The sequence below is a fragment of the Bradyrhizobium sp. GCM10028915 genome, assembly GCF_042666195.1.
Taxonomy (GTDB): Bacteria; Pseudomonadota; Alphaproteobacteria; order Rhizobiales; family Xanthobacteraceae; genus Bradyrhizobium; species Bradyrhizobium canariense_D.
The window spans coordinates 1-13,262 of record NZ_JBHTFN010000050.1 but is presented as its reverse complement, the minus strand read 5'-3'; the positions used below and the strand labels follow the sequence as shown (position 1 = coordinate 13,262).

General features: G+C 57.0%; 13 protein-coding genes and 2 pseudogenes. 10 read left to right on the top strand and 5 right to left on the bottom strand.

Annotation, left to right across the window (positions count from 1 at the left end; all coding sequences use genetic code 11):
- Positions 1 to 52 precede the first annotated feature (52 nt).
- The 4 genes from ACFQX9_RS28570 (at position 53) to ACFQX9_RS28555 (ending at position 3,030) form a co-directional block, all read left to right on the top strand.
- The gene (locus ACFQX9_RS28570; RefSeq protein WP_085349055.1) at positions 53 to 1,072 is read left to right on the top strand and encodes a TAXI family TRAP transporter solute-binding subunit; all 1,020 of its coding nucleotides are present in this window, start codon (positions 53 to 55) and stop codon (positions 1,070 to 1,072) included.
- A complete protein-coding gene (locus tag ACFQX9_RS28565; RefSeq protein ID WP_085349056.1) occupies positions 1,069 to 1,620 on the top strand; it encodes a hypothetical protein in 552 nt (183 codons plus the stop codon). The genes ACFQX9_RS28570 and ACFQX9_RS28565 overlap by 4 nt, the downstream gene beginning before the upstream one ends.
- A 34-nt stretch (positions 1,621 to 1,654) precedes the next feature.
- A complete protein-coding gene (locus ACFQX9_RS28560; RefSeq protein ID WP_085349057.1) occupies positions 1,655 to 2,251 on the top strand; it encodes a DsrE family protein in 597 nt (198 codons plus the stop codon).
- A 482-nt stretch (positions 2,252 to 2,733) separates the two neighbouring features.
- Complete coding sequence (locus ACFQX9_RS28555; protein ID WP_247477880.1) at positions 2,734 to 3,030, top strand: hypothetical protein; 297 nt, start codon at positions 2,734 to 2,736, stop codon at positions 3,028 to 3,030.
- 616 nt (positions 3,031 to 3,646) lie between these two features.
- Here the strand turns inward: ACFQX9_RS28555 and ACFQX9_RS28550 are convergent.
- Positions 3,647 to 4,177: a hypothetical protein gene (locus ACFQX9_RS28550; protein WP_377791189.1), complete on the bottom strand. Its 531-nt coding sequence runs from the start codon at positions 4,175 to 4,177 to the stop codon at positions 3,647 to 3,649.
- Between the two features lie 179 nt (positions 4,178 to 4,356).
- On the opposite strand from ACFQX9_RS28550, the gene ACFQX9_RS28545 reads away from it, so the two are divergent.
- Positions 4,357 to 4,515, top strand: coding sequence for a hypothetical protein (locus ACFQX9_RS28545; protein ID WP_018456767.1), 159 nt, complete (start codon positions 4,357 to 4,359; stop codon positions 4,513 to 4,515).
- A 671-nt stretch (positions 4,516 to 5,186) separates the two neighbouring features.
- On the opposite strand, the gene ACFQX9_RS28540 is transcribed toward ACFQX9_RS28545, so the two are convergent.
- Positions 5,187 to 5,402 (bottom strand): hypothetical protein, encoded by a 216-nt coding sequence (locus tag ACFQX9_RS28540; protein WP_018456770.1) that lies wholly within the window; start codon positions 5,400 to 5,402, stop codon positions 5,187 to 5,189.
- A gap of 80 nt (positions 5,403 to 5,482) precedes the next feature.
- Between ACFQX9_RS28540 and ACFQX9_RS28535 the strand changes: the two genes are divergently transcribed.
- The 4 genes from ACFQX9_RS28535 to ACFQX9_RS28520 all read left to right on the top strand — a co-directional run bounded on the left by ACFQX9_RS28535 (position 5,483) and on the right by ACFQX9_RS28520 (position 7,759).
- Entirely contained in the window at positions 5,483 to 5,908 is a 426-nt protein-coding gene (locus ACFQX9_RS28535; RefSeq protein WP_158091771.1) for a hypothetical protein, read from the top strand.
- A gap of 772 nt (positions 5,909 to 6,680) precedes the next feature.
- The gene (locus tag ACFQX9_RS28530) at positions 6,681 to 7,049 is read left to right on the top strand and encodes a hypothetical protein (protein WP_143274148.1); all 369 of its coding nucleotides are present in this window, start codon (positions 6,681 to 6,683) and stop codon (positions 7,047 to 7,049) included.
- Entirely contained in the window at positions 7,049 to 7,264 is a 216-nt protein-coding gene (locus ACFQX9_RS28525; protein WP_247477875.1) for a hypothetical protein, read from the top strand. The genes ACFQX9_RS28530 and ACFQX9_RS28525 overlap by 1 nt, the downstream gene beginning before the upstream one ends.
- Before the next feature lie 321 nt (positions 7,265 to 7,585).
- On the top strand, positions 7,586 to 7,759 hold the full coding sequence (locus ACFQX9_RS28520; RefSeq protein ID WP_377791188.1) for a hypothetical protein: 174 nt from the start codon (positions 7,586 to 7,588) through the stop codon (positions 7,757 to 7,759).
- Positions 7,760 to 8,964: 1,205 nt separating this feature from the next.
- Here the strand turns inward: ACFQX9_RS28520 and ACFQX9_RS28515 are convergent.
- Positions 8,965 to 9,160 (bottom strand): annotated as a pseudogene (locus tag ACFQX9_RS28515) (cold-shock protein).
- 396 nt (positions 9,161 to 9,556) lie between these two features.
- Complete coding sequence (locus tag ACFQX9_RS28510) at positions 9,557 to 9,856, bottom strand: hypothetical protein (protein WP_026233247.1); 300 nt, start codon at positions 9,854 to 9,856, stop codon at positions 9,557 to 9,559.
- Between the two features lie 1,111 nt (positions 9,857 to 10,967).
- On the opposite strand from ACFQX9_RS28510, the gene ACFQX9_RS28505 reads away from it, so the two are divergent.
- A complete protein-coding gene (locus ACFQX9_RS28505) occupies positions 10,968 to 11,273 on the top strand; it encodes a hypothetical protein (protein ID WP_346283654.1) in 306 nt (101 codons plus the stop codon).
- A gap of 1,784 nt (positions 11,274 to 13,057) precedes the next feature.
- Here the strand turns inward: ACFQX9_RS28505 and ACFQX9_RS28500 are convergent.
- A pseudogene (locus ACFQX9_RS28500) lies at positions 13,058 to 13,262 on the bottom strand (hypothetical protein); the annotation flags it as partial.

Below are 13,262 nucleotides of genomic sequence, written 5' to 3'. Positions count from 1 at the left end.
TGAAGAGCGCAGCGGACAAAACAGAGTAGACGTTCCTAGGGGAGCCGGATCGATGAAGCAGCTGGTTGGAATACGCTCTTGGTTTCTCCTCATCGTGATAGCCACTCCGCTTTTGATCATGGGCTGTTGCCCAGCAATGGCCCAGCAGACTCCGCGGGCACGTGCGGATCATGCAAGGGCGGAAATTGCGGCCATGAACGATTGGACTGTCGGAATAGCCGGAGGTCTGCTGGAAGGAGCTCCCATTCGGCTTGCCGCGGAAATGGCGCGAGTGGCCGATGATGGAACGGACCTCCACGTGCTGCCCATCGTGACCCGTGGCGCAACCGAAAACGTCAATTCGCTGCTGTATTTGCGGGGCATTGATGCAGCAATCATCAATTCCGACGCACTTGACGAGTACAAGAGCCAAGTGCCGGACATCCAGCGACGGATCACCTATGTGCTCAACCTGTTTCCATCTGAACTGCACGTATTCGTCAGGCCCGAAATTCAGAGCTTGAGTGATCTGGTCGGAAAGAAGGTCAATTTCAACACCCAAGGTACCGCCGCAGCTTATTCGGGCCCGCTGATCTTCAGCCGGCTGGGGATCGAGGTCGATAAGGCATTCATCCCCCATCAGGTTGCGATGGAACAAATGCGCAGGGGTGAGCTGGCCGCCGTCGTTTTCATAACATCGAAGCCGGTGGATGCATTCATACGTGGTCGCTGGGATGCCGGCTTCAAGTTCTTGCCGGTCCCCTACGAGAGCAAGTTCGAAGATTATTATCTGCCATCTTGGCTGGACGCAGCTGATTATCCAAACTTGATCAGGCAGGGGGAACGCGTGACAACTATTGCCGTTCCAACCGTGCTGGTCGCTTTCAATTGGCCGATCAAATCCAATCGCTTTAATCGTGTGGCGCGCTTTGTTGACCGCCTGTTCTCGCGGATCAACAAACTGCAGGAGCCCGGTTTCGATCCGAAATGGAAGTCGATCAACTTGGCGGCGACGGTCCCTGGCCTGACGCGTTCTCCCGCGGCGCAGGCCTGGCTCGATCGTCTGCCGCGTTCGAGCCAGGCGGCGCAATGACGTTCACCCTGATCGCTCTCGTCGTGACGCTCGCGATCGCAAATGACCTCGCTCGGGCCCGAGGCGCCGAAGACCCTATGGCGCCGGTTCGCGTCTCTGATCGGCCCGCAAATGGAGCCGGGGCGTGGATCGTCAGCGAGACCACCTCGCCAGTTGATTATTCATCGATCATCAAGGCGACACTACCATCTCAAGGGGACGCAGCAATGAGCCTGTCGATACGCTGTCGCGGCGGCCTGACCGAAGTGTTGCTTGATGGAGCCGGCCTGTCGGGCCGTCGCGAGGATTACACCCTATCCCTGCGCATCAATGATGATCCACCTCTTCAGGTCTCAACAATTACGTCGGTACGCGGTGTCGCGCTTGAAGGCGATGTCGTTCGCCTGTTGCAATCGATCCCAGGCCACAGCGAACTTTCCGTGCATGTGTCACGCCGAACGGGGACTAGCGCCGGTGCAGTGTTCGCTCTCGATGGTATCGAGAGCGTACGTGCAAAATTGGCGGCAACATGCAAATGGCCACGCGCGATCGCGAAGCCCAACAATTGATCATGAACCTCAGCTTGCTTGGAGAAACAACATAATGCACAAATTTCCGAAGATTATCACAGCGATGATCGCGACAATCATCTCGCTCCCGGTCGGGCTGTCTAGTTCCGCGGCACAGGAGACTCGCCTGCTCTCGGCACAGCCCAGTTTGCCTGCAGCCTCAACACATGGCGCGGCAAGAACGCACGCGAATTCATCGGCGCGGGCCGCGACGCCAAAACAATTTGAGCTGGCGCGCATCGCGCCATCGTCTGCTGCCAAGAAAGAGCACCGCTTAATCCTTCAGGTCAACACAAGCGACTCCGCGTCAATGAATCTTGCATTGAACAATGCACTCAACGTCGCGCAATACTACAAGGAGGTTGGTGAAGGAGTGAAAGTGGAGGTGATTACCTTCGGCCCCGGCCTCCATATGCTCCGCGATGACACATCGCCGGTGAAAGCGCGAATTGAGGAAATGGCTCTGAGCACGCCGGAAGTATCATTCAAAGCCTGTGGAAACACGCAAGAGAAAATGCAAAAGGCCGAAAATAAAGACATTCCGATCGTTGCCCAAGCCCAAGTGGTGAGGTCGGGCGTCGTTAGGGTGATGCAGTTGCAGGAGCAGGGATGGACCTACGTCAAGCCATGAAATGGCGACCAGACAATGCCTATCGAGCGGCTAGGTGCCGGCCTGCGGTCGCGACACCCCGATCGAGTAGGTCGCCGCAGCCGATGCAAATTGACTGGCCTCGATCGGGACAGATCTATCGCGCGCTATTGACCGGGCAGCGCCAGACCGACTGTCTGATCATGCGCACGAGAGCGACTTCGGGAGCGGGTTGAGCGAACATCGGTTCGTCTCAGTCACTTGCGAGGTCTGGTAGCAATTTTGCGGGGCAGCCCCTGCCCCGCCCATCCTACTCGGCCGCCTGCTAAGGTCGATTGTCCCGTAGCAGCATAGGGTATCGGAGATGCAGGGCGGCGCGAGCTGTGACGCACAGTGCTTCGATTTACGTCAGTTCTGATGACCTCTTTTTCGAGGGCAAGCGATTAAATTACACTGGATTTTATTTTGTTAACGCGTCAGATTTCTAAACTTAAAGCGAGTCGATTTTACGTTGGGGATGTTAAATGGCAAAACCTGCCGTTTCCCGTAATGCCTTTCGAGCGTTATTCGCTCTTTATGCGAAAGCTGATCACAAGCACAATGGCGATTATTGTGTGTTGAAGATGCCTGGATCCGCTCAAGGCATTCCTGATCGGCTGCTACAGCAGTGGTCGCACCAGGCTGATCTACCCGGCGCTGAAGCCATCGCCAGCACACTGGAGCCGCGCACCCGCGAGATCGTGAATGGTCGTAAACGCTATGACCACGCCAGCGACTTTCTCCACGTGCTGCTGAGAGACCTAGAGCTAAGGGAACACTGAAGAGACGTCGCTGCGTCAGGCTCCGCGAGGTCTTGCAGACCTGAATGATAATGCCTTTTGCCTCCGCGCTCTATATGCACCAGTCTGCTATTCCAATGCCGGGCAGCCGGCCCATTTTGTCGATATGGTGCTCGCATGCCGAGGTCGATTTACCAGCCATTGCATGAAAGGCTGCGAACGGAGAACGGTCAAAGTCTCCGCCTCACCTTTTCAGAAATTGAAGCGATCTTGGGGAAGCCTCTGCCGAGATCGGCCTACACCTTCACTGCGTGGTGGAGCACACTGAAGAGAGCAGGTCCTCAAGCGAGAGCGTGGATATCCGCTGGTTATCGTGTCCGGGTCTCAATGAAGCACCGCATCGTCGAATTCTATCGTTCTGATGTGAACACCAATGATCGTCATGGAACGCCCAGGCTGCATTGAAGCCTCCCATGATGGCGGACCTATCACAACCTCGGTGTTCGGGACAAACTGCGAGAACAAGCCGGCGCAGAATCAAGTTGCAACTTCAGGGCCGCAGCGAAAACTGCTGCGTCCCTGTTTTTGAGCGGAAGCCGCGAACCGGATGCTCCGGAACGTGGCGAGAAAACTCTAACGGGAACGCTGCGCGATGGCTTTAAGCCGCATGAGGGTTGACGATGGTGTACCCTCGCAGGGAGCGCGGGTGAATTCGCGTTGCGTGCCCACCTGAGTTGGCATCGTACGCCTTCCAGATGTCACCAGCGATGTGCTGTTCAAGGACGAAGACGTGTCCACGTCGCGCGGCAACCATTCCCGGTGCTGGCGAGGTGCGGGGAAAGCGCAGCCAATTGGCTGCGAGGTTCAGTTCCGGTACTACCCGACCAAACACTCGGATCGCCGCACCACATCCGCAGAACGATCGAGGGCAACCGGCCGGACGACCGCTAACGATCTCACTACTTAAGGCCCCTGAGCTGGCCACAGACATCCGTAGGCTAGCAACGGCACCTCGCTGCAGGCGCGGTGCCGGTCTCGTGTATCTCTGCGCCTGCACCAGCGAAGATGAAAAGTCGCATGGCATAACCACGTTGCATTCAGGTGGCAAAGCGGCGCGCAAGGGGCGCGCTTCAGATGAAATGGATGTCGCAAAAGCGAGCAATAAAGCTACGACTACTCGAGTAAACATGCAGGACTCCGGGTTAATAGCCCTGCCCCGACGCGCAGAAAGCGCCTTTTAATTTGGCGAAATTAAGTTGCAAAACTAGCATTAAATGGGATTTTATGGCCGAGTTAAATCAAGAAAGGAACGTTTCGATTTGCCTCGAGTCCTTGTGCGACCGATCCCTTGTTGTCGTGGATCGATAGATGGAAAAGGCAGTCGCCTACGCAATCTCAGCGGCCCTCGTAGGTATCGGTGTTTTGATACTGGTCGTTGGCCTGTCCTCCAGCTCGCCCGCTTTGTGGGTGATGGTCGCGCTCGTGCCGATCACGATCGGGATCGTGAGCGCTTTTGGCCCCGTGTAAGGATGGGGAAAACGGCCGATGCGTCAGATCGTCTGCATTTTCCGAATCGCGCCTCTGTGCACGCTCTCAACTGGTTTCAGATTTGCGGGTACACGCGCGTGAGCCATTTCGTCTCTATGCTTCTGCTTGCCCTCGCCCTGACGCTGACCTTGTGCTTCGGGGTGGCAGCCTGGCGCGTGTCGGCGGCAATGACGTCGAGATCACCGCAACGATTCCGCATGGGGAATACGGATGGAGATCGAGGTCGAGGAACTGAATGCCTTGCGCTCACCCTTCGGCTACATCCTGGCGACTATGAACGTGGACCTTGACGACTCCCCATCGAGCGGAGGCTGCCCCGCGTCTCCTACCGTTCCTGCCTCGGGCTCGCCGACGGGCCTTTAGGACCGCAGGTCGTCCGTTCGCAACATAGCGATCAGGTTCGCGACCGCCAGCTCCAGGTGCGGCAGGGCATCACAGGGCTCTGCGGCATCGAGATCGTCCACGTGCCAATTCTGGACCCGGTCCGCGATGGCCAGGAAAGCGGCGTTCGACCATCGATTGATGCTCCGCCTCTTTTAATCCTATGACGATATCTGCTTGCCGGAAGTCAGGTAAGGTGCACGGCAGCGGAAGTTCATCAGCATCGTTGCCGAAAAATCCCCGACACGCGGCGAGGTCATAGCTTACCGTCAACTATTCTGACGAAGGAGGAATGGCATCAGCTTCTCAAAGATTTCTATCCGAAAGCGATCAATCTCCCAACTGAGCGCATCGCTGAATCCCGCGGCATACGCATGGATGATCGCTCGGTCCGCAGTCACTTTGGTCGTCACGCCATTTACGACCACCGAGCCTGTCAGGATCTTTCCGTCCCATTCAACAGCGCGACCATAACCCACCGACATGGCAACTCCAAACACAAGAAGGGTTGGTCTTATGCCGCACCAGGCGGTTATCTCACACCCACGTCGTCGCTTGTTTGTTCGTGCTGCCGCTCATCGTCCTCATCTCGGATAAGTTTGTGAGATTAGCGCAAACCAAAGCAAGGCACGACTGCGCATCACAGTCAGTTCCTTCCGATTCTCTCGATGAATTCCAACGCGGCTGGCGCAATGTCATCGAACTCGACAAAGCAGCGGCGCAGTTCATCTGCGATCTCTACGGTTACATCACGCGACCATCCCTCAACCGTGTTGAAGACCACGATCCGAGCAGGGTGCTTGTATTGACCTTCCATTATTTGGCGCATCAGCGTCGCTCGACCAGTGTCGTCTTCGGAGGTTTCGCTCCAGGCACGGCCGAGCCCACCTCCATAATCCTCGAGCACAAGATAGACGTCACGTGGATATGGATGAGGCACGATGGACGGAGAATGAGGCATGATCCCAAAACTCTGAAAATCGTCGTTTAATTTCTATATTAAACTATATTAAATATGGAATTTCAATCTAATTTACAGCCGTCCGGCTGCGCTTTCGATCGGTCGACACTGCCTATCGAGCGACCCACTCGCCGGCACACGCGCTTTTGGAGGCGAGCAAAAAGCGAGCCGTGGGGTAACGGCGGCGGCGATGGCTGTCCCAACGGCAAGGACGACAGAGGCCGCTAACGTTTTTCGGAGGCACGGCGGTTGGTACGGGCTCGCCAATTACCGCGTTTGCCCGATTCCTCTCCCCAAGTGGGCGATGCAGTCGGGCCCCAGCTTTCCCCATTGCCCCAAGGCAAGGCTCATTTTGTTCGGCTTGGAACGACTTACTGATTGCCAAGTTTTCCCGTGCCTCCCCAAGGGGCAGCTGCCTTCACCAAGGCGGCTCGATAGCCCCAGCTTCACCGCCCTGAGGCTGGGGTCCTTTTGCTGTCTGGATAGCTGCAGACTCAGGAGGGCGTTGATGCAGGGTTATAGCTCGATCCTTCTTGTCCAACGGTTGAACGACCTCGTTTGTCAACTGTCAGAGCTGGAAGATCTGCGGCTTAAAGTCCAAGAGGCGGAGCGACGCGCCTCGGCTGTACCTGCATTGCAGTCGCCTCCGAGCACTCAATCGCAGCGACGGCGAGCCGCGGGGGAGCGGACCCCCGAGGAGTGACTGGAACCCGATTTATCCTGCGTTAGCGAACGAGCGTAGAGGCTGTGCAGCTCGACTGCCCTGAAGGGAGTGAACTTCACGATCCTCGCGTGGTGAGGCTTGAGCAAGGGGCTTCGCATTCCGCATTTATCTTCGGCTTTCTCGCGCGACAACACGCGCCAGTCAATTATCCGCGCAGAGCGACTGGCCGCCGAACTGATTGAAAATATCGATCGGCTGTTTGCCCCTCTTCCTCTCGATGAGGGAAATAGGGCGCAGCGCGCTCGAGCGGTCGACCAGCGCAAGCGTGTATTGGCGGATTGGCGCAGGCCGCACGCGACAGCAATGGCGATGAGACAGCATGGCGTTCTGAAGCCTTGCCCCACGCTGATGTTCGTCAATGGCGCCAGCGAACTCGACAAAAGCACGACCAGGACTTACGTGATACCTGCGTCATGCTGCTCGATCGGGCTGGCTGCGACTTGCTGATGACCTGCGACATCACTGGGCATTCATACCGAAGCGCGCAGACCATTGTGAAGCACTACCGCGCCCGGAAGGCGGCTCAGGCCGAGTCCGGCATCGACTGGCTTGAATTGCAGGTGCGGAAGGAAGGGCTGAACCTGGATCGTCATTCTGTCGGTGTTTTTCAGCGGTGCATGGCTCCGGCCAAAGCCTTCGGCTATGCGCGCTCTCGGGCGTGAGAGAGGTGCGCGTGAGCTAGTTCATGTCCGCGCTGCTAGTGGTGACTGCGTTGACGCTGACCCTATGCTTCGGCCTGGCAGCCTCGCGCCAGTCCACCGGCAGGGCAGCCAATTTCACCATTGCCTCCCAAAATTCCAGACTGGGACGCGGATGGGATGCCCCTGAAGACAAATGGCCTCGCCTCGGAAGCAGTAGCATGGCTTCCATTGACGGGGGCTCCCCACCTATCGTGAGCACCGCATCATCAACCGGCAATAAAGGATCTGGAACTATCTTACACGTAGGTTCTTCCGTTCTGATTGGCCACTGGAGGCTAACAGATGACGGATGAACAGCTAGCTCTTCAGGCTGTGAGTGACGCCCAGCGCATTTTGGAAAAATACTTAGAACCGAGGCCCCGGAATAACGAGCGCATCATCTTGGACAAGCTGGTGGAGGTGCTCGAGCGGCCAGATCTTCTGTTCGCTGTTCATCGGATGCAGCGCGGCTCGTAAGCGCGCCGTTGCTGGTCGGCTCGTGCGAATTCGAGCCAGTCCTCTGCAAGCTTTAGCCACGGCTCCGCGTCGACGGGACTGACGGGCTTGCGCCGTCCGTTCCCTGCACACGTCAGCTAACTGGTAGAAGCGGAGTACATCTTCAGACATGCAAAATGACGCGACTAGGCCCATCACCCCGCCTCAAGAGTATCGCCTCTTCCGACACTGCCTGTCGAGTATCTTACATATCATCCTGATTGGGTGACTCCTCGCCCACTGTGCTAACTGGCAACCCCGCCGGCCCGCAGACGCTTTCAAGTGCCGGCTTTGCCGGTTGCCAGCACCATATAGGCAGACGCCGCGTCACAACTCAGCAGGTGGCGTACCAGCCATCAGGAAACGGGAGCGGAGGCCATTCGCCCGCGGTGTCATTCGCGGCCTCCGGCTCGGCGTCGATTGGTCCACCTGCCGAAGGACGCCACGCAGGAGGCGCACCCGGCTCGCGATCATAGGGGTGCTGGTCGGAAGGCGCTGTGCTGCCGAAGTGCATAGACTCTATCGAGGGCATAAGTGCACCCCGCGCTCTTGATATCTCGCAATTAAATAGACAATGCATCTATTAAATATATTAAATGTTTGACTTGTTCAATCGCGAAATGATTGAATAGGTTTGTCCTACGGCGCCCGTGAGCGCGGTATTTTGAGGCCAGCGACCATGTCCTTGGCATTCCCGCACTGGCTGATGATCGCAGGGCGGGGTGACGGCTATATTGGTGTCCTCGTCAGCGGAAAGAAAGCGAACCGGGTTGATCGACCGCCAGGCGAGCCGATCGATGTGCCGGCTTTACCGCTCCTCAACTCGCATGACCCGCAGTAGCTCGCGCGCGTTCCGCTAAGAGCGAGGGTTAGCAATAGCTGTCAGAATTGAATGGGGTCCGCTTGAGGCGATAACGAACGTCCGCAACGAAGCGTGCAAGGCCCGAGACTTCATCATCCAATCCCATGATGGACACGTGCAGGGGCAGATTGTCGTGCCTGACGACGCCGATCAGTTCGTCATGGGGGCATGTGAAATCCGGCTTCTCGAGCTGCTAAAGGACGCCATCAAGGAACTGGAGCGGTGAAAGCGCCGAAGATTGCCGCCAAAGCGAGTACTAAATTCGATACGTGGTCAAAGCGCCCGGCCCGCCTGTGCGAACCGGCGGGCCCTGTCCCAGCCACGCCTACCGTCTCAGATTACCTGCGGACTGCTCGCCCCGATCGCTCACGATCTCGTAGCTCACCTTTGCACCTTCTGCCAAACCACTGAAGCCAGCCTTCTCCACCGCTGAAATGTGGACAAAGACGTCCTTCCCGCCGTCGTCGGGCTGAATGAAGCCATAGCCTTTGGTTGAGCCACTTCACAATACCTGTCGCCACGCACGTCTCTCCTAAATGACCGTCGCCACATGACAGAAGCTGATAAAAACGAAAAGCCCACCAACTTAGGATTTAGTTCAAAATGCGAGTTGGATGAATGACCGCCTGTACTGGGACAGGCGTCATGTTGCCCACATGAGGAAGGCAGCCAACGTGAACCGGCGCCCTCCCGTCAATTTCCCACGGTGGACCAGCAGGGAACGAACACCTCGATAGGGAGCTTGAGAATCTTGCCGGCTCCTCGCGAGCTAACTGAGCGGCCGCGGCCACCCAAAAGTCGGCCTGAAGCCGGAGCAATCTCACTGCTGGCGCCTACACAGCCGGGACGAACTCGTCGGCTTGGAAATGGCCCGCAGTGTGAACCGGCGAATTTTTGTCGCAATCAAATGCGACGCGCTAACGCACTGAGCGCAGATAATGGTCTGGTCGGTTGGCGCGATTCATCTCAGCGAAGGCCTTCCCCAACTCTTCCGCCGTATGCTTCGCCTTGAAATTCTCCCATGCGATCATGAACCGCCCCTTCGCTTCATCGAGTGAGCCAGCTTTCCCGAACGGCGGACCGGGAAGCGTCACGATGCACGTCCACAACCAGAACCCCGGGGAGCATTCGTTGGCATAGCGGATGCGCCCGACTAGCTGCCGGTCCTCGTGAACCGTGTAATCATCCAGGCCTATCATCCGCAGTGTCAGAGGCATTGTGGCTTGCCGCAGGGTAGAAACGAAGATAAAGCGCGGCGGATTACATTGTGCCAATTAAACCTCGCCTGACCTGCGCGGCGGGGAACCCGTGTCCTCACTGCGCCGTTGCTGTCTCGCTAGCTTGCCCAAGCTGGCGGAGCGGCTCCGGCGTACCTCAAAAGCCAACCCTGAAGCCGGGGCCGTCTCTCCGCCATCGGTCTTTTCGGGAGCATATGTTGTTGCGCGGCGCACAACGCAGGTCCTACCGCCATAACCCCAGCTTGAGTCGCGACCGCGTGCACGAAACCCTTTCGAGCCTCACACGCAATGACGCGAAACAACGCCCTCCAAGACTCAACGGCATGGTCGTCCTCTCGAGGAGAGTAAGATGAGGAAACTATTTTTCGGTGCGGCCTTACTGGCGATCGCATTCGTGGGGTGTTCAACGATTATCTCGGCCGCTCTTTCTGTAGCCCGGGATGCCAAGGCCGCAACATTCTCCGAACGCTTTGCGCCCGCGCTGAAGTCCGCCTCGAGCGGCTAAATGCACTTATAGCTGTTATGAACCGGATCTGGCGGCGCCTTACTAGCTCGTGAGAGCAACGACTAAAACGACCGGTGTGACCGGCGGGTCATTTTTCCACTTTGACAAGATAAATCGACCGCACGATGCGGCGAGTTGACTGAGACGATCATGCGTGATCGCGCGCCGCTTCTCATCAGCTGTTAGTTTCTCGCGTCAGTCAAATCGTGACGAGAACAATAATAATTGCGATTTCAACCAGTAACACCGCTGCTGTCATGGTGGGGACGATAAAAACGTAGCCATGCGGAGGATGATCCGCCTCACCATCGGCCAAGAAACGGCCCCTCACATCTCATGGCGTAAGCAGGGGCGGGATGCGGGAGCCGTTTCTCGGTGGCCAGACGCGTTCGTCCGGCGCCAGGCACTCTCAAATTAATTCTATTTTAAATATCGGTCAACATTCAAATTGGCATTATATTATTTATTTATTTAAAAATGGCCCTGTGCTTTAAAATCGCCCAGCTTGCCTTAGAGCGAGCGCATCCGTCGTTCCCCATCCTTTGCTGCCTCGCAAGAGAGCAGGACGTATCCGCGGACAAACGCGTGCCGGCCGCTATCGCGCATGGCACGGATTGGATCGAGCGTTACCCATGGATTGCCGCGGCCGCTCTGAAGAACCGCCAGAAGCACTTCGTCGTCGAGGGTGAGGAGGTAGTGCTTGGCGTCGATGACGTTTCCGATTTCAACGCCCTGCACTCTCTGCCAGGCAGCTTCAATTTCCCGTCTCCGTTGGATTTTTTCAAAGATCCGGTGGCTATGGGCAAGCAGATCCTCGCGCAGTTCGACCCGTCGAAGATACTCCCGAAGGCACCGAATCTGCCGATGCCTGACCCCGCCCAACCCTACTGAAGCGGGCCGCGACCTGGACCAGGCTCAATTGCGCTTTCAGCACGAGGACGAGAAATTGCTTCCTCGCTTCTAGTCAAGCAAAACGGCCTCGGGACTTAATGGGGCGGTTTCTGCATCCAGGCTCGTTTGTTTTAGGTTACTGACCCCTCGATAAATCCCCGGCTCCATGCCTATGAACTCACTTCGGAGAACGACACGTATGGCGCACGAACTGCAATTTCTCTTTCTCCACGAGATCACGCAGGAGCAGCCCACTGGAGAGGTTCCGAAGCACGACCCAATCCCGCTCCTGATACTCTTTCTTGATCCTCCCAACCGTGTTTGCTGCAAAGTCTTGCGCAACCCGTTGGCTCGTTCGCTTAGGCCGCCCACATACGCCATGATGAGAACTGTCGGAGCGAAGCCCAGCAGGCACGCGACATCTATTGCTTCTGACCCTGTTGATGCTGTCTTGGTTGCCATCACCTTGAAAGCCAAAGAAAGATAACTGTCTCGGTAGCCGTCGCACGTGCCCTGGAGGGCGGCGAGAAGAGTCCTCGGCTAGGATTTCTGACATTGCGATGCTCGCGCATGAAGCTTCGCATCTCGTGCTGCCGTCCCGTGCAGTCTCGTTCGCTTTACCGCGCAGCGGGGGTCGGCGAGCAAGCATTCGAAATCCATGTGAAGCTTAAACCGAAAGCAGTTCCCGGTCGGCTTACAAATGGAACCAAATTGACTACCATTAAATGAGAAATTTGATTATGTCATATAATCATGATGACTCCATCGCAAAAACGAAAAATATGTTTGGGGAAAACATGGGAGGTTGAAATGGAAGCTGCCCGCCGCCTTCGTGCAATGGCGCTGCTGTGTCGACAGACTGCCGCACTCCAACCTGAGAGAAGCTGGAAACTGCTTGCAGAGGCAGAGTACTGGGAGCATCTGGCGGCTGCGGCTTCAGCTCATTGAGCTTCGGTGGAGTATTCTTTATCTTTCGCTTTTCGTCGACTTCTTACTTCAAATCATTTTCTGAGGCATGTGATGTCGAGTACGCGTCAGATTTTTTCTAGTGCTGTTCTGAATGAACGGCACCAGGCGCTGCTGGAGGAGCTTAGAGAGGTGGAGAAGCTTCGACGCAAGCTCCGACATGTGGAAGCAAGAACGATGGGCAGAAGACGGCGTACCAAAGCGAGCGGCGGAGCAAGAGCCGTTTAGAGACCCGCCGGTCCGAAGGTTGACCCGCGTTGGCTCACTCGGGCGATTCGATGGACGGATTGCCCGCGTTCCTCGCATCTGCCACTATTCTGAAAGAGGACTGGCGCCTTCATCCCGCAGTAGCGAGCCTCGGTGACGACGTCGCTGCGACATGTCGGCAACCAGCCAGGCCGGGGTGCCTCACAATGCTCGAACTAACTCGGCGGCGAGACCGGCCGTCGATTCAGGATCGCGCGTTAGCTCCGATCTTCATTCGACGTTGCACTTCGGAACACAGCAACGAGTCGATCGCCTTGCCAAAGCTCAACGTCGTGCTCGTCATGCATTTGCTCGGCTCGGCGTCTCGCCGTCTGCTCGTCAATGCAGTCGAGCTTTGCAGCGCAGATAAGTTGCCGGCTGCCGTCCACCACGAACACCTTGTACCGCATAATGCAGTCCGATCCCAAAGGCGACCGTCATCGTACTCGAATGTCCGTCTAAGGCACGTGCCAAACTAGGTGTGGCGCACGGAATCTTTGTACGTGTGGCAGTTCGACTATACCAGTTCGTGGAATCTATTGATTGCGCGGCGGCTGTACCTCGCATCTAAGCTAACGTAATCTCCACGCATGCCGAAGCGTGCGGCTCGAGTTCAAGAGCGAGAGGCCACCAAGCGTCATCAGCAGTACACCGAACCAGGCCGTCCAGCTGCGCGCTTCGCCGTGCGCCTCTGCAGTGCGCGCGCCCAGCGGCATATCTTGAGGTGCGTCGGCGAGAAGCTGCCCAACGTCGACTTGGCCCGGCACGGAGTGTTCG